General features: G+C 69.1%; 16 protein-coding genes. 8 read left to right on the top strand and 8 right to left on the bottom strand.

Annotated features, from left to right (window positions below; all coding sequences use genetic code 11):
* Window positions 1-5: 5 nt before the first annotated feature.
* Window positions 6-719 carry a hypothetical protein gene (locus KQ310_RS11005; protein WP_259721790.1) on the top strand — a complete coding sequence of 238 codons (714 nt, stop codon included), beginning with the start codon at window positions 6-8 and terminating at the stop codon, window positions 717-719.
* Between the two features lie 14 nt (window positions 720-733).
* On the opposite strand, the gene KQ310_RS11000 is transcribed toward KQ310_RS11005, so the two are convergent.
* From KQ310_RS11000 to psbP, 4 genes are read right to left on the bottom strand one after another with little or no spacing between them, the layout of a single operon-like run.
* Window positions 734-934 carry a hypothetical protein gene (locus tag KQ310_RS11000; RefSeq protein ID WP_259721789.1) on the bottom strand — a complete coding sequence of 67 codons (201 nt, stop codon included), beginning with the start codon at window positions 932-934 and terminating at the stop codon, window positions 734-736.
* Window positions 935-962: 28 nt separating this feature from the next.
* Window positions 963-2321, bottom strand: coding sequence for an NHLP bacteriocin system secretion protein (locus tag KQ310_RS10995; RefSeq protein WP_259721788.1), 1359 nt, complete (start codon window positions 2319-2321; stop codon window positions 963-965).
* A gap of 32 nt (window positions 2322-2353) precedes the next feature.
* Window positions 2354-3424 carry an FAD-dependent oxidoreductase gene (locus KQ310_RS10990; RefSeq protein ID WP_259721787.1) on the bottom strand — a complete coding sequence of 357 codons (1071 nt, stop codon included), beginning with the start codon at window positions 3422-3424 and terminating at the stop codon, window positions 2354-2356.
* Window positions 3425-3426: 2 nt separating this feature from the next.
* A complete protein-coding gene (gene psbP, locus KQ310_RS10985) occupies window positions 3427-3990 on the bottom strand; it encodes a photosystem II reaction center PsbP (protein ID WP_259721786.1) in 564 nt (187 codons plus the stop codon).
* A gap of 140 nt (window positions 3991-4130) precedes the next feature.
* On the opposite strand from psbP, the gene recR reads away from it, so the two are divergent.
* The 3 genes from recR to KQ310_RS10970 all read left to right on the top strand — a co-directional run bounded on the left by recR (window position 4131) and on the right by KQ310_RS10970 (window position 7163).
* Window positions 4131-4700 (top strand): recombination mediator RecR, encoded by a 570-nt coding sequence (recR, locus tag KQ310_RS10980; RefSeq protein WP_399238178.1) that lies wholly within the window; start codon window positions 4131-4133, stop codon window positions 4698-4700.
* Between the two features lie 71 nt (window positions 4701-4771).
* Entirely contained in the window at window positions 4772-5683 is a 912-nt protein-coding gene (gene lipA / locus KQ310_RS10975; protein WP_259721785.1) for a lipoyl synthase, read from the top strand.
* 22 nt (window positions 5684-5705) lie between these two features.
* Entirely contained in the window at window positions 5706-7163 is a 1458-nt protein-coding gene (locus KQ310_RS10970) for a sensor histidine kinase KdpD (protein ID WP_259721784.1), read from the top strand.
* Here KQ310_RS10970 and KQ310_RS10965 read toward each other — a convergent pair.
* A complete protein-coding gene (locus KQ310_RS10965) occupies window positions 7109-7804 on the bottom strand; it encodes a response regulator transcription factor (RefSeq protein ID WP_259721783.1) in 696 nt (231 codons plus the stop codon). The genes KQ310_RS10970 and KQ310_RS10965 overlap by 55 nt on opposite strands.
* Window positions 7805-8029: 225 nt before the next feature.
* Between KQ310_RS10965 and KQ310_RS10960 the strand changes: the two genes are divergently transcribed.
* Both KQ310_RS10960 and KQ310_RS10955 read left to right on the top strand, forming a co-directional pair.
* On the top strand, window positions 8030-8851 hold the full coding sequence (locus KQ310_RS10960; RefSeq protein ID WP_259721816.1) for an ABC transporter permease: 822 nt from the start codon (window positions 8030-8032) through the stop codon (window positions 8849-8851).
* Window positions 8852-8883: 32 nt separating this feature from the next.
* On the top strand, window positions 8884-9165 hold the full coding sequence (locus KQ310_RS10955) for a hypothetical protein (RefSeq protein ID WP_259721782.1): 282 nt from the start codon (window positions 8884-8886) through the stop codon (window positions 9163-9165).
* A gap of 75 nt (window positions 9166-9240) precedes the next feature.
* Here KQ310_RS10955 and trmH read toward each other — a convergent pair whose 3' ends face one another.
* Window positions 9241-9930 (bottom strand): tRNA (guanosine(18)-2'-O)-methyltransferase TrmH, encoded by a 690-nt coding sequence (gene trmH / locus KQ310_RS10950; RefSeq protein WP_259721781.1) that lies wholly within the window; start codon window positions 9928-9930, stop codon window positions 9241-9243.
* A 54-nt stretch (window positions 9931-9984) separates the two neighbouring features.
* On the opposite strand from trmH, the gene KQ310_RS10945 reads away from it, so the two are divergent.
* Together KQ310_RS10945 and KQ310_RS10940 are read left to right on the top strand one after the other, a co-directional pair.
* Window positions 9985-10320, top strand: coding sequence for an MGMT family protein (locus KQ310_RS10945; protein WP_259721780.1), 336 nt, complete (start codon window positions 9985-9987; stop codon window positions 10318-10320).
* Window positions 10313-11707, top strand: coding sequence for a 16S rRNA (cytosine(967)-C(5))-methyltransferase (locus tag KQ310_RS10940; protein WP_259721779.1), 1395 nt, complete (start codon window positions 10313-10315; stop codon window positions 11705-11707). Before KQ310_RS10945 ends, KQ310_RS10940 begins: the two co-directional genes overlap by 8 nt.
* Before the next feature lie 46 nt (window positions 11708-11753).
* Here the strand turns inward: KQ310_RS10940 and KQ310_RS10935 are convergent, their stop codons facing one another.
* Window positions 11754-13919 carry a PBP1A family penicillin-binding protein gene (locus tag KQ310_RS10935; RefSeq protein WP_399238158.1) on the bottom strand — a complete coding sequence of 722 codons (2166 nt, stop codon included), beginning with the start codon at window positions 13917-13919 and terminating at the stop codon, window positions 11754-11756.
* A 1-nt stretch (window position 13920) separates the two neighbouring features.
* Entirely contained in the window at window positions 13921-14862 is a 942-nt protein-coding gene (gene chlG, locus KQ310_RS10930; protein WP_259721814.1) for a chlorophyll synthase ChlG, read from the bottom strand.
* Window positions 14863-14988: the final 126 nt, after the last annotated feature.

The raw sequence follows: 14988 nt of genomic DNA, 5'->3' as shown, positions 1-14988 counted from the left end.
CCGCCATGCCCTTCACCCACGAGCAGATCCAGAGGCTGCGCCACCGCCATCGGGGCTACATCCTCACCCTTGCCACCGAGGTGCTGATGATCCTGCTGCTGCCGCTCTGTCAGTCGCAGGTCTGGCTGCTCTCGCTGCTGCTGATCAGCCTGGCGGTGGTGCTTATCACTACTGTGACGCGGTATTCGCCCCTGCTCAGCACACGGCCGCTGATCTATGGCCTCGGCGGCCTGGCGATCGCCCTGGAGGGGGTGTGGCATCTGGCCCTGGCCTTTGATCCACCGCTGGGGAGGATCGTCACGGTGCCGCATGTGATCACCTGGCTGCTGTTCTTTCTGCTGGCGCTGATCCGCAAGGTGAAGACTCTGGTGCGCGAGCCGTTCGTGACGGTGGCTGTGGTGATGGGCGCCACCTCCGGTTATCTGCTGGTGGGCATCGCCGGTGGGGTGATGCTGGTGGCCCTGTGGGTGCTTCATCCCGGCGCCTTCGACCCTTCCGCCCTGCCGGTGCTTCAGGATCGCAACGCTGATGCCGTGGCGATGGCGCCGGCACTGATGGCCGCCTCGTTCATGATCCTGACCACCGTGGGATCGGCGGTGCTCCGCAGCAGTGATGTGACTGGGCAAGTCCTCACAGTGGTGATCACCATCGCGGGCCAGCTCTACATCGCCATCCTGATTGCCCTGATCCTGGGGCGCTTCCACAGACGGCCAGGTTGAGCAACGGACCTGCCTCAGTCCAGATCGGATCGGGATGACCACCAGCGCTCGATCCGGTACCCCAGGATCACCAGCAGCACCACCAGCCAGAACCAGAGTTCCGGCGGGTTGGCGTTGAAGAGCACCACCAGCAGCAGCACCTCGCTGGCCAGCCAGGGCAGTTCCTGCCGGAGCAGCCCGTTGCGCAGAAGGGGGCGGCGGGAGGGGGGGGACATCGCAGGCGGCCGAGTGGGAGCGTTCGGGTCAGGGGAGGGTGTCGGGTTGGCGCAGGAAGGGCAGGTTCCAGCGCCGGTCCATCCCCTGGCTGCGATAGCCACCGGTGATCGAGCGCAGGCCGGGGATCAGGTAGCTGATCGGGGTGCGCCACTCCACATAGGCATGGCTGGCGATGGTGAGCCCGTCCCGTACCGGGAACACGCCACTGCCGCGCGACAGGGTCCAGCGGTAGCCGTCGAGACTGGTGGGATCGCGCTCCAGGGCGATCTCGGCCCGCATCACGGGTCCTTTGCTGACCAGCTCCTGGGCCAGCTGGGGGTTGCCGATCGTGGTGGAGATGTCCTCCTCGGTGGCGGGCAGGGTGAGCACCTGACTGACTTTGCCCACGATCCCGCCGAAACGACCGCGCTGGTTCCAGAGGGGCACCACCTCCACCGGCAGTCCCGGAGGGAGCCGCCGGGCATCGGCCGGGGCAAAGAAGGCCACGGCCCGCAGGGGGGCCTCGTGGGCGGTGGGTGCGGCGGCGCGGCCCAGGGTGCCCAGCCGCTGGCCGGTGCTCACCGTCTGGCCCTCGATCACCTGAAGATCCAGCAGCCTGCCGTCACGCTGGGCCACCACCTTGCCGTCGAAGGCGATGCGGGCCTCGGTGACCCGCACCTGCCGCTTCAGATCATCGATCTGGTAGCGACGCTGCAGTGCCTGGGTGTCGATCGTGAGTTTCACCTGCTCATAGCTGGTGAGCACCTCCTTCTCCTGGGTGAGGGTGGCATCGAGATTGACGCTGGTATTCGTGAAGCCCTGTTCAGCGCCCACCACCTCACTGGACAGCGGCGCCACCACCTGCCGCTGGCTGAGCCAGCGCAGATTGCGCAGCTTCTCGGCATAGGTGGCCTGCAGGGCTTTAAAGCGGTCGCGGTCGTCGGCGAGCTTGGCCAGGGCCGTGTCGACACTCAGCCGCTCGGTGGCCAGCCGCAGCCGGTCGCGTTGATCGAGTTCAAGGTTCTGGCGTTCCAGCTGGGCCAGGTTGCCCTTCTGCTGCTGCAGTTCCTTCTCCAGCACCGGCAGGTAGAGCTCCATCAGCACCTGGCCCCGGCTCACCCGATCCCCCACCCGCACGAAGAGCTGCCGCACCTGGCCGCCGGAACGGGCATTGAGCAGGCCGGCGTTGTTCGGATAGACGAGCACCCCCTGCCCCGTCACCTCGGTGGGCACCGGCCAGAACAGAGCCCAGCACCCCAGCGCGCCAGCCACGGCCGCCAGGCAGATCCCCACCTGGTCGTGATCACTCAGGCCCGCCCAGCGGTGGGGCAGCGAGCGCACCCCCCGGCCGGCGGACGGCACGGGGCCCGGCGGGGGCGCACCGGAGTCGGGGCTGGTGATCGTCATGGCGGCCAGCTTGCTGGATCCAGGCAGCTCTGTCAGCCGGGCTTCTGCCCGGAGGCTGCCAGGGCCATGGCCTGGGCCAGCCGCGGCGCCAGCACCGGCACCTGGGCGAAGGCACCGCTGAACCCGGTGAAGGCCCAGAGTCCAGGGGCTGCATCGATCGGGCCCACCAGCGGGATTCCGTCGTCGCAGAAGGCCACCGGCACCTGCCGGTACGGCCCCGGGAGGTGCCCCAGCTCCCGCTCCAGCTGGCTGAGGCCCTGGCGCAGCCGCTCCTCCATCCAGGCCGGATCGGGCGGCTCCGCCTGGCGGGCCGGCGGGCGAACCAGGCTGATCTGCCCCACCAGCACCCCCTCCCCCCAGGGCGCCAGCCCGGCATCGACGATCCAGGCCTCCTGCTGCAACTCCGCCGCCTGCTGCTCCAGGCCCCGGCGGCGCCAGTGCCGCGGCTGCACCAGCCGCCCGCGCCGTCCTTGCTCCAACCAGCGACTGCCGGCAGGGGGCCGGCCAGCGGGCATCGTCTCGAGGGCCAGGACCCCGGCCCAGCTGAGCCGGAGCCGCTGGCGCAGCGCCGGCCAGAGCGCCAGGCAGCCCGCACCGGCAGCCAGCACCACCTGATCGACCTCCAGATCCGCCTGGGCTTCCAACCGCAACCGCCAGCCCCCAGCCACCCGCTCCAGAGGCCCGAGCACCCGATCGGCCAGCACGGTGATGCCGGCCCGCGGCAGCATCCTGGCCAGGGCCTGGCGGAACGCCATCGCATCGACCTGGGCGAAGGGAGGGCGCAACAACCCGTCCAGCACGCTGCCGCCCTGCAGCCGCAGGCCGCAGGGGCGCCAGCCGATCGAGCCATGGCGATGTTCCAGGGCACGCCAGGCCTGCGGCGCCTGGCGCATCAGGGCACCCAGCTCACCCGGAGCGCCGGCCCACCAGGCGACGCCGCCGTAACTGAGAGCGGTGGCGCACGGAAAGCCCTCATCCACCAGGGTGACCGCCAGCCCTGCATCGGCCAGGGCCAGGGCGAGCACACCGCCGGCGATGCCGCCGCCCACCACCAGCACCGGACGCTGACCCGCTGCCCCCTGTTGCGGCACTGCCGGCAGCATCTTCAGATCTGGAGAGTGAAGGAGGTGATCACCTGCTGGAACAGCCCTTTCACCCGTGGCCAACGCACCTCATTGGTGCTGGCCGCAAAGGTGTAGAGGCGGCCACGGTCCATCACCACCGTCGCCAGTTCATGGCGGTCCCGGTCCTGCAGATGCACGGCGTACTCCAGGTCGTAGAAGGTGCGGCCGCCCACCTGCCGCTCATCGGCCTGCACCAGATCCGCCTCACGGCCGCTGCCCGCTGGAGCAATCACGGTGCGGCGCAGGGTTTCGCCCACCGCCACGGCACTGCCGAGCGCTTCGAGGTCGTTGGTGGGGTTCACCTCGCCGATCACCAGGCTGAGGGTCTCGTCGCTGTTGATCAGGTCGTGGAACACCACCTGCGGGCCGCCACTGACCTGCACCCGGGTCCAGCCGGTGGGATAGAGGAAGGCATAGCGACCATCCGGGCTCTGGAAGGAGTTGAGCCCAGCGGCCGCGGCGCTGCACCCCACCAGCACCACCCCGAGAAGCAGGGCGACCAGGGCCGGTCGCAGGCGGGACCAGGTGAAGGCGAGGAAGGGCATGACACGGGCGCGGCGATCGCACTCCATTCTCCAACCGCCCCAGGCACCCAGAGCCGCCGGGCCACAGCCCGGGGCGACGGGCCTAGATTCCGGCCACCTGCAGCGGATCCCTGAGCGGCTTCACCCGCCCCCTGGCCCGGCTGATCGACCAGTTCGAGCGCCTGCCCGGGATCGGCCCCCGCACCGCCCAGCGCCTGGCCTTGCACCTGCTGCGCCAGCCTGAGGAGCAGATCCGCGCCTTCGCCGATGCCCTGCTGGCCGCCCGCAGCCAGGTGGGCAGCTGCCGGCGCTGCTTCCACCTCTCGGCCGATCCCGAATGCGAGATCTGCCGCCAGGAAATACGCCACAACGGCCTGATCTGCGTGGTGGCCGATTCGCGCGATCTGCTGGCCATGGAGCGCACCCGCGAGTACCGCGGCACCTATCACGTGCTCGGCGGCTTGATCTCGCCGATGGATGGCATCGGCCCGGAGGCCCTGCGCATCCAGCCGCTGGTGGAACGGGTCGATCGCGAAAGCATCAGCGAGGTGATCCTGGCGCTCACCCCCAGCGTCGAAGGCGATACCACCAGCCTCTATCTGGCTCGCCTGCTGCGCCCGTTCACCAGCGTGACGCGCATCGCCTATGGCCTGCCGGTGGGCAGCGAGCTGGAGTACGCCGATGAGGTGACCCTGGCCCGGGCCCTGGAAGGGCGGCGACCCATGGGCTGAGTGAAGCCAGCGTCGCTCAGCCTGCCGCTCCCTGCCAGACACCCCACCGCCCTGCCGCCCCTGCCGCCGCCATGAGCTCACCCACCAGCCGCTACGCCGCGATCCCCCCCAGGGAACGCCTGCCGGCCTGGCTGCGGCGCCCCGTGGGTTCAGCCAGCAACCTGGAGGCCGTGCAGGCGGTGGTGAAGCAGCAGCGGCTGCACACCATCTGCGAAGAGGGGCGGTGTCCCAACCGGGGCGAGTGCTACGCCGCCGGCACCGCCACCTTCCTGCTGGGCGGACCGATCTGCACCCGCAGCTGTGCCTTCTGCCAGGTGGACAAGGGCCAGGCGCCGGCACCCTTCGACCCCGGGGAAGCCGAGCGGGTGGCGGAGGCCGTGCACAACCTGGGGCTGCGTTATGTGGTGCTCACCGCCGTCGCCCGCGACGACTGGCCCGACCACGGCGCCAGCCTGTTCACCGCCACCATGGCGGCGATCCGGCGCCGTGACACCACGGTTGGCATCGAGGTGCTCACCCCCGATTTCTGGGGCGGCCACCCTGAGCCGGCGGCCGGTGAAGCCGCCCAGCGGCAGCGTCTGGCCACCGTGCTGGCCGCTAACCCAGCCTGCTTCAACCACAACCTCGAGACCGTCGAACGGCTGCAGGGTGAGGTGCGGCGTGGCGCCACCTACGGCCGCTCCCTGGCGCTGCTGGCGGCGGCGCGGCAGCTGGCTCCCAGCATTCCCACCAAATCCGGGCTGATGCTCGGGCTGGGCGAGAGCCGGGAGGAGGTGATCGCAGCGCTGCACGATCTCCGACGGGCCGACTGCCAGCGACTCACCCTGGGGCAGTATCTGCGCCCCTCCCTGGCCCACATCCCCGTAGCCCGCTACTGGACCCCGGCCGCCTTCGAGGAGTTCGGCGCCATCGCCCGCAGCCTTGGCTTCGCGCAGGTGCGCAGCGGGCCGCTGGTGCGCAGCAGCTACCACGCCGCACAATGACTCCGAACCCCGGCACGTTGCGATGCGCGCGCAGCCATCCCTGCGGCTGTGGCTGCAATCCACCACCCTGCTGGCGGTGCTGGCGGGCTATTGCCTGCTGCTGGCGCTGAACCACACCCTCACCTCCCTGCAGCGCCGCCAGAGCCACGCTCAGCTGATCGAGCACATGAGCAGCAAGTTGTTGGAGCGCGTCTCCAGCACCGCCCAGCTGGAGCACCTGATCAACTCGATGCTGGAGCTGCCGGGTCTGACGGTGCGCCTGCTGCCCGCCGGCACCACCTCCAGCCCGCCGTTGCTGCTGCACGGCGAGCGCCAGGTGCTGCTGGTGAGCCGCACCCGGATCGGTCCGATCGCCGGAGAACGCCCCCTGCTGGAACTGCGGCAGGACGTGACCGATTCGGTCGAGAAGGAACGGCTGTCGCAGCTGTTGCTGATTGCCGCCGCGGGGTTGTCGTCCCTGTTCACCGGCGCCCTGCTGCGACCGGTGCTGCGCCGCGGCCTGGTGGAACCCCTGGCCCAGCTCAGCCGGGAGGTGGCGGCGATTCCCACCCCGCCCCAGCAGGCCGAACTGCTCGATGTGGCGGCCGAGCCGCAGGAACTCCGCCCGATTGCCCGCTCCTTCAATGCCCTGCAGGAGCGGCTGGCCGAATCGTGGCTGTTGCAGCGCTCCTTCGTCGACGGCGTGGCCCATGAGCTGCGCACCCCGATCACCCTGATCTCGGGCCACGCCCAGAGCCTGCGGCGGCAGCTGGCCAGCGCCGAGCCCACCGACGGGAACTCCGCCAGAGCAGAGACCACGGCGTTCAACGCGCCGGAATCCTTCAGCACCTCCCTGGAGGTGATCTGCACCGAAGCCCGCCGCATGGGCCTGCTGGTGAGCGATCTGCTCGATCTGGCCCGCCGTGACGCCGGCCGGCTGCAGCTGCAGCTCCAGTCCCTGTCCGTGGAGGACATGCTGCTGGACGCCTTTGGCCGGCTGCAGCAGCAGGCCGGCGGTCGCCTGCAGATCGCCTCCCCCGAAGCGATGACCCTGCCCCAGGCCAACGGCGATCCGGAGCGGTTGCAGCAGTGCCTGGCAGCCCTGATCGACAACGCCCTGCGCTACAGCAGCGGTTCGATCACACTGCGGGCCGACTACGAAGCTGGCCCGCCCAGAGGCCTGCTGGTTCTGCACGTGCAGGATCAGGGACCGGGGGTGACGCTGGAGGAACAGGACGCGATCTTCGAGCGCTTCTTCAGGGGCTCAGCCTCGGTCGATACCCGCGGCAGCGGCCTGGGGCTCTCGGTGGTCCGGCTGTTGATGGAGGCGATGGGCGGAGCCATCACGGTGCGCTCGGCCCCCGGCGGCGGCGCCGACTTCCGCCTGGAGCTGCCCCCGACAAGACCTGCCGCCAGCCCCAGCCCCCCGGGCCCGGGACGGGGCCTTCAGGTGCGAACGGGACCCTCCTTGAGCATGAAGCCGACGCCGCGCACGGTCTGAATCAGGGTGGGGCGCCCCACCGGCTCAAGCTTCTTGCGCAGATAGCGCACATAGACATCGAGCAGGTTGTCGTCGCCCACCCAGTTCGCTCCCCAGAGAGTGTCGAGGATGAGGCGCCGTTCCTGCACCTCGTTGGGGTGGCGGATCAGGAGATGGAGCAGATCAAACTCGCGGGCGGTGAGCTGAATCGGTTCCTCATCGCGTTTCACCTCCCGGCTGGCGGGATGCACCGCCAGGTCAGCCAGCCGCAACCAGCCGTCGTCCGGTTCATTGAGGCCGGTGCGGCGAAGCCTGGCGCGGATGCGGGCCAGCAACTCCTCGATCGAGAAGGGCTTGGTGAGGTAGTCGTCGGCACCGGAATCGAGGGCCTCGACCCGTTCACGCACGTCATCGCGGGCCGTGAGCATCAACACCGGTGTTGTGATGGAGCTGCGGCGCATCCGCCGGCAGACCTCAACGCCGCTGAAATCGGGCAGGCTCCAGTCCAGAAGCACCAGATCGCAGGGCTCCTGGCGGATCTGCCCCAGGGCCTGCTGGCCGGTGGCGGCCTCATCGCAGATGTAGCCATCTGCCTGCAGTTCGGCCACCAGGAAATGACGCAGTTCCGGATCGTCGTCAACAATCAGCAGGCGCGGGGGCATGGGGCAACCGGAGCGGCAGAACCAGGCCTGCACGGCAATCGGAGCCAGCCTAAGAGGCTTCGGCTGGGCGCTCTCTGCCGGGCCCGCTTGCCTGCAGCGACCGGTTCCAGGCTGCGACCGGTTCGATGCTGTGACCAGTTGAATGGAGCCAGTTTCCCGGATGCGCCCGCCGCGTCCACCGCGGCCTTGATCCAGCGCTGGCAGCCCCGCACCCTCTCCGGCCGGATGGCCCGCTGGGGGGTGGGGATCGTGCTGGCTTACGCCCTGGTGGCCCTGCTCACCCCCCTGGCCATCCATCTGGGGGTCCTGGCCGATCCGAACGCCGGCCTCGACAACCCCATCTATGCCGCCCCCTCCTGGGGGCACTGGTGCGGCACCGACCGCCTCGGCCGCGACGTCTGCGTCCGCACCCTGGCCGGCAGCGGTGTGGCCCTGCAGGTGGTGCTGATCGCCCTGCTGCTGGCCCTGGTGGTCGGCGTGCCGCTGGGCATGCTCAGCGGCTACCTGGGGGGATGGGTGGACCGGCTGCTGGTGCTGCTGATGGACACCCTGTACACCCTGCCGGTGCTGCTGCTCTCAGTGGTGCTGGCCTTTCTGCTCGGCCGCGGCCTGCCCAATGCCGCCGCCGCGCTCTGTGTGGTGTATGTGCCCCAGTACTTCCGCGTGGTGCGCAACCAGAGCGCCCAGGTGAAAGCGGAACTGTTCGTGGAGGCGGCCCGATCCCTCGGCGCCGGACCGATCTGGATCCTGCGGCGCTACCTACTGCGCAATGTGATCACCTCGGTGCCGGTGCTGCTCACCCTCAATGCCGCTGACGCGGTGCTGGTGCTGGGCGGCCTCGGATTCCTCGGCCTGGGCCTGCCGGAAACGATTCCGGAGTGGGGCAGTGATCTGCAGCAGGCCCTCACGGCCTTGCCCACCGGGATCTGGTGGACGGCCCTCTATCCCGGCCTGGCCATGTTCGTGCTGGTGCTGGGCCTCTCATTCCTGGGGGAGGGCCTGGAGAGCTGGCTGAGCGGCAACGACACCGAGCGCAACGCGCTCTGAAGCAGCCCCAGGGCAGCGCCTGTTCAGACCCTGTGCAGCCACGCGACGACCTCGCCATAGTGGAAACCTCAGAAGATGGTGCGGCCATGCCCTGGTGGCTGGATGTGGTGCTGTTGTTGTCCGGCGTGGTGCTGTGGAGCGAAGGCAGCCGCCACACCGATGACGTGATCGGCATGCTCGAAAAGATCTTCGCGGTGACCTGCGTGATGGTGGTGCTGCTGGGCGGCCGGCAGATCCCCCTGGAGCTCGCCGCCCTGGCCGTGGCCGCCTGGCTGCCCAGCGCCAACCGATTCGAGGAAGAGGGACGGGGCTGAGTTCTGGGACTCCCCAAGGCAGCGCCCCTGAGAACCATCAGCAACGCTGGGAAACGTCAGAAACGCTGAGAAGCGTCAGCACCGCAACCGCACCGTGCGCGGCAGCTCCTCGGCGATCTCGCCGGCCTCCGACAACGCCGGATACGGCCGCCCCTGACTGCGGCACCAGGCGGCCACCTGGGGATAGGCCCACTCGAACAGCAGCCGCTGGTAGCGCTCCGGCGCCACCCCTTCGCCCGCCGTGGGAACCCGTCCAGCGGCCTGGCGCTGACGCAGGGCCTCGAACAGCAGGGTGGCGGTGGCCACCGACACGTTGAGCGACTGAACCATGCCACGCATCGGAATGATCACGGCCTGATCGATCTGGGCGGCGGCGGCAGCACTGAGGCCCCACTTCTCGGCGCCCAGCACGAACGCCGTGGGGCCGGTGAAATCACAGCAGCGGTAGTCCACGGCCTCCGCGCCAAGGTGGGTGCCATAGAGACGGAAGCCCCGCTGCTTGAGTCGGTGGATCGCCACGTTCACGTCTGTCTCCAGCTGCAGCGGCACCCATTTCTGGCTGCCCTGGGCGGTGCTGTTGAAAGTGGGCAGGCGGCCCTGCAGGCAGACGGCATGGGCCTCCAGTACGCCCACCGCATCGCAGCTGCGCAGGATCGCCGAGAGGTTATGGGGCTTGTCCACCTGCTCGAGCAGCAATGTGAGATCACCCATGCGGCAATCGAGCACGGCCTTGAGGCGCTCGAAACGGCGGGGCAGCAGGGGCATGAAGGCGGCGCCACAGCACGGCAGGCTATGGGCATCTTCTCCCGCGGGCTGCCGATGGCGGAAGCGACCTTCGATCAACGGGTCTGGGACACCGTGGCCGAGATTCCGGCTGGACAGCTGGCCACCTACGGCCAGATCGCCGAGCTGATCGGCGCCTATGGCTGCGCCCGCCAGGTGGGCTGGGCGCTGCGTCGCCTGCCGCTGCCCTCCCCCGTCCCCTGGCATCGGGTGGTGAACGCCCAGGGGCGGATCAGCATGAGCCCCAGCCGCGAAGGCTCGGACTGGATGCAGCGGCACCTACTGCTGGCCGAGGGGATCGCCGTGGATACCGAGGGGCGACTGCCGCTGCGGCGCTATCTCTGGAAGGCTCCGCAACCGCCGCTTGGCTGATCCCCGCTCCGACGTCGCCGCCGCCGGCCGCCCAGCGGCGGATCCCGGCATTGGCCTGGCACCGCGCCAGGTTGCCTGGCAGGTTCTGCAGGCCGTGGCGGCCGGGGCCTACGCCGATGTGGCGCTGGAGCGGGAACTGGCACGCCGCCCCCTGCAAGGTGCCGACCGGGGCCTGGCCACCGAGCTCTCCTACGGAGCGATCCGGCAGCGGCGGCTGCTGGATGCCTGGATCGACCGGCTCGGTCGCGTGCCGGCACTCCGGCAGCCGCCCAAACTGCGCTGGCTGCTGCACCTGGGCCTGTACCAGCTGCTGTTCAGCCAGAGAATTCCAGCCTCGGCGGCGGTGAGCACCACGGTGGAACTGGCCAAGCGGGCCCAGCTGGGTCGTCTGGCCCCCGTGGTGAACGGGATGTTGCGCGCCCTGCTGCGCAGCCGCTCCAGCGACGCCCAGGCGCCGCAGCCCCCTGCGCCCTGGAGCGGCCTCAGCTTGCCGACGGATCCGGCCCAGGCCTGGGGCGTGCGCCATTCCCTGCCGGACTGGCTGGCCGAGCTGATCCCCACATGGCTGGCGCCGGAGGCCGCCGAAGCGTTCGGCCAGGCCTGCAACACCCCTCCCCATCTCGACATCCGGGTCAATCCCCTGCGCTGCACTCCCGAGTCACTGCGCGAGCGCCTGGCGGAAGCGGCCGTCACGGCCCAGCCCCTTGCGGGATTCGCCGAAGCCCTCGGCCTGGAGGGACATCCCGGCGACCTGCGCCAGCTGCCCGGCTACACCGAGGGGTGGTGGTGCGTGCAGGACCGCCAGGCCCAGCAGGTGGTGCCGCTGCTCGCCCCCCAGCCGGGCGAGCGCATCCTCGATGCCTGTGCCGCCCCCGGTGGCAAGAGCATCCAGATCGCCGAGCGCCAGAACGACACGGGCGAGATCTGGGCCGTGGACCGCTCCGAAGGACGGCTGCAGCGACTGGTGCACAGCGCCCAGCGACTGGGTCTCGGCTCGATCCACACCCTGGCGGCCGATGCGATCAGCCTGGGAACGACAAAACCCGACTGGATCGGCAGCTTTGACCGTCTCCTGATCGACGCCCCCTGCTCGGGCCTCGGCACTCTGGCGCGCCATGCTGATGCCCGCTGGCGGATGTCGCCGGCCGCAATCGACGAGCTGGTGGAGTTGCAGCGGCAGTTGCTTGAGGCGCTGCTGCCGCTGCTGAAGCCGGGCGGACGGCTAGTCTACGCCACCTGCACAGTGCATCCGAGCGAAAACAGCGAGCAGATCGCTGCCCTGCAGCAGCGGCATCCCGAGCTGGTGCTGATCGAACAGTGGCAACGCTGGCCGGCGGCCCAGGGGGGGGATGGCTTCTACGCCGCGGGGCTGACCAGGCCAGCTTGATGGGCACTGCCCGCTGGAGACGGGCTGGCAGCGTGGAGGGTGAGGGTCAGGGCGTTGCCGCCGGCGGGGGAGGTGGCGGCGGCGGCGGCGCCACCGGTGGTGGGGCGGTGGGCTGCTGACGCACATCGTCGAGGATGCGGTTAAGGGAGGGCTGAGGTCCGCCCTCCGGCTCCGCAGGTTGGCGGGCAGGCGCTGACGGGCGATCAGGGGCAGGCCCCGCCGGGGGGGAATCCGGCGAGGACTGGCCGGGAGGCTCCGACGAGCGTGGGGCGGGATCCCGCCAGCGCGATTCACCCCCGTCAGCCCGCGGCGGCGCCGGATCGGGGGCCTGCTGCGCGGCCGATCCTGGGCGCCCTCTGGCAGGCCCTTTGGCGGAGGCCGGCTTGGTGGGTTTGTACTGACCGGTGAGCACGGGCTTGGGCGGGAACTGCCGCACCGGCAGCCCCTTCACCACCGGCGTCATGAAATGGTTCCAGGCATAGGTGGCCACCACGCTGGTGCTGCCGGACTCGCGGCTGTTGTCGTACCCGAGCCACACGCCGGTGGTGAGTTGGGGGATCGAGCCAATGAACCAGAGGTCCCGTCCCCCCTCCGATGTGCCGGTCTTGCCGGCAACCGGACGATCGGCCAGGGCGGCGCCCCCACCGGTACCGGCGCGGACCGCCTGCTGCAGCATCCAGATCATCGCGTCGGCGATGTCGCTGTCGACGGCGCGGTGACCCCGATCGCCATCATCGCGGCGGCTCCAGAGCAACTCCCCGTCGGGGCCATAGATCTCCTCGAAGGGCGTGGGAGTCACATAGACCCCACGGTTGTTGATCGCGGCGTAGGCGGCGGTCATGTCGAGCACCGTCTGTTCGTAGGCCCCGATCGCCATCGGGTAGAAGCGCCCCAGCTCACGGGTGATGCCCAGGTTCTTGGCGGTGGCGATCACCTTGTCGAATCCCAGCTGCTGCAGCAGGCCCACCGCCACGGTATTGAGCGAGTTCTGCAGGGCCACCACCATCGGCACCCGGCCCATGTAGCGATTGCCGAAGTTCTTGGGGCAGTAGCCGGCAAAGCAGCGGGCACTGTCGAGCACCAGGGTCTCCGGCCGCATGCCCTCCTGGAGGGCCGTGAGATAGACGAACAGCTTGAAGGTGGAACCCGGCGAGCGCAGCGCCTGCACAGCACGGTTGAACTGGCTGGATTCGAAATCCTTGCCGCCCACCATGGCTCGGATCAGGCCGGTCCCCGGCTCCATCGCCACCAGAGCGCCCTCCATGGAGCCGGGGGCATAGGTGTCGATCGTCTTCTGGGCCTGGGCATTCCAGGGCAGGTTGAGACCGGTGCGAATGGTCAGTCCACCCACCTCGAGTTGCTCGGGTGTGAGCACCTTGGTGAGCTCCTGAGACACCCAGCTGGTGAAATACGGCGCCTTGCTGATCCAGTACTTCGGCTCGGCGGGCTTGAGGTCCAACGGCGCACCCTGGGCCTCCGCCTCCTGGGCCGCATCCAGGAAACCGGCTTCCCGCATGCGTCGCAACACGATCGCGCGGCGCTGCAGGGCCAGCTCGGGATTCACCAGGGGTGAATAGACCGAGGGCGCCGGCGGCAATCCGGCGATCAGGGCCGCCTCCGGCAGGGTGAGCTGATCAGGCGTCTTGGAGAAATAAATCCAGGCCGCATCGGCGACGCCATAGGCACTGGAGCCGAGATAAACGAAGTTGAGGTATTGCTCGAGAATCTGCTGTTTGGTCAGTTGGCGCTCGAGCTTGCCGGCCAGGGCGGCTTCCTTGAGCTTGCGCAGCAGGGTGCGGTCCTGGCTGAGGAAAACGGTGCGGGCCAGCTGCTGGGTGATGGTGCTGGCGCCTTCCTCGACCGATCCCCTGCTCAGGTTGCGCAGCACCGCCCGGCCGATCCCCAGAGGATCAATGCCGTTGTGTTGGTAGAAGCGACGGTCTTCGGCGGCGATGAAGGCCTGCCTCACCAGCTCGGGCATGCGGCCTGCCACCAACTTCTCCCGGGTGGCTGGGCCGAGCTTCTGGATCACCTCGCCATCGGCCGAAAAGATCGTGAGCGTGCCAGGCCGGTTGAAGCTGCTGATGCGGCGTGCATCGGGAAGCAGGCGATCCACCAGAGAGATCAGGGCGCTCTGGCCCAAGGCCAGGCCAGATCCGAGAACAGCGGCCAGAAGGCCAGCGCGAATCAGCTGGAAGGTGCGCTGGTTCACATCAGCCGAGGGCCGCGCCGACCAGACCGCTGTGGCCGATGGCAAGAGCGGTCACCAACATCCCCAGCACCAAGAAGGGTTGGGCGCTGGCCTGATACTTGACATCGAAAGCGACGGGATCCCGCAACAGCCAGATGTCCTGGAAGGTGATCTGGGGGATCACCAGCAGCACCAGCAATACAGCGGCGAAATGCTGACCGATCGCGATCAGAACGGCCACCATCGCCAGCTGGAAGATGTCGATCATGCCGGCACTGATCCAGCTCGCCTTCTCAACGCCGAAAACCACCGGCAGGCTCTGAAGACCGAGAGCACGGTCGCCTTCAACACTCTTGAAGTCGTTGACCACGGCAATGCCGAGACCGGCGAGGGAATAGGCGAGGGTGAGCAGGGCCGTGGTCCAGGTGAGCTGACCGAACAGAGCCTGGCCGGCCCACCAGGGCAGGGCGATGTAGCTGGCACCGAGGGCGTAGTTGCCCAGCCAGCCGTTCTGCTTCAGCTTCAGGGGCGGTGCCGAGTAGATGAAGCTCACGAACGAGCCCCCCAGGGCCAGAAGCAGTAGCACCGGCGTGGTGTGGCCGGCCCAGAGATCCAGCCCCCAGGCCACGGCGAGTCCGGCCAGCAGCAGGATCCAGATCTGGGCCTTCACCTGGCCCAGCGGAATGGCACCGGAGGGGATCGGCCGATAGGGCTCGTTGATCGCGTCGATCTCGCGGTCGTAGTAGTCGTTGATCGTCTGGGTGTAGCCGGCCAGCAGGGGCCCGCTCATCAACATGCAGGCGAACGAAGCACCCACCTGCGGCAGGGTCCAGTGAAAATTGCCAGACGCAGCCGCACCGCAGAGCACCCCCCAGATCAGCGGAATCCAGGTGACGGGTTTCATCAGCTGCAACCGGATCTTCCAGATGCTGCTGGTGCTGCTGGCGCCCTTCATGCCCAGCAACTGGCGAGCAGCCCCACCAGCACTCGGAGCCGGAGACGCGGCATCCGGAGACCCGCTGGGTTGTGGACTCTCGCTCACGATCGATGCAGGTAGGGAGTCGATGCAGGCCGAACAGATAGGCCGCTG

The sequence above is a fragment of the Synechococcus sp. CS-1328 genome (genome assembly GCF_025128095.1).
In the GTDB taxonomy this organism is placed as follows: Bacteria; Cyanobacteriota; Cyanobacteriia; order PCC-6307; family Cyanobiaceae; genus CBW1002.
Note: the sequence above shows the minus strand (reverse complement) of the source record. Positions and strands in the feature narration are given on the sequence as shown.

Excerpts from the sequence above, each read along its gene's own strand:
- KQ310_RS10960 (WP_259721816.1), top strand. The coding sequence starts at position 8,030 with ATGGCCCGCTGGGGGGTGGGGATCGTGCTGGCTTACGCCCTGGTGGCC.
- KQ310_RS11000 (WP_259721789.1), bottom strand. The coding sequence starts at position 934 with ATGTCCCCCCCCTCCCGCCGCCCCCTTCTGCGCAACGGGCTGCTCCGG.
- KQ310_RS10945 (WP_259721780.1), top strand. The coding sequence starts at position 9,985 with ATGGCGGAAGCGACCTTCGATCAACGGGTCTGGGACACCGTGGCCGAG.
- psbP (WP_259721786.1), bottom strand. The coding sequence starts at position 3,990 with ATGCCCTTCCTCGCCTTCACCTGGTCCCGCCTGCGACCGGCCCTGGTC.
- KQ310_RS10965 (WP_259721783.1), bottom strand. The coding sequence starts at position 7,804 with ATGCCCCCGCGCCTGCTGATTGTTGACGACGATCCGGAACTGCGTCAT.
- trmH (WP_259721781.1), bottom strand. The coding sequence starts at position 9,930 with ATGCCCCTGCTGCCCCGCCGTTTCGAGCGCCTCAAGGCCGTGCTCGAT.
- lipA (WP_259721785.1), top strand. The coding sequence starts at position 4,772 with ATGAGCTCACCCACCAGCCGCTACGCCGCGATCCCCCCCAGGGAACGC.
- KQ310_RS11005 (WP_259721790.1), top strand. The coding sequence starts at position 6 with ATGCCCTTCACCCACGAGCAGATCCAGAGGCTGCGCCACCGCCATCGG.
- KQ310_RS10990 (WP_259721787.1), bottom strand. The coding sequence starts at position 3,424 with ATGCTGCCGGCAGTGCCGCAACAGGGGGCAGCGGGTCAGCGTCCGGTG.
- KQ310_RS10970 (WP_259721784.1), top strand. The coding sequence starts at position 5,706 with ATGCGCGCGCAGCCATCCCTGCGGCTGTGGCTGCAATCCACCACCCTG.
- KQ310_RS10995 (WP_259721788.1), bottom strand. The coding sequence starts at position 2,321 with ATGACGATCACCAGCCCCGACTCCGGTGCGCCCCCGCCGGGCCCCGTG.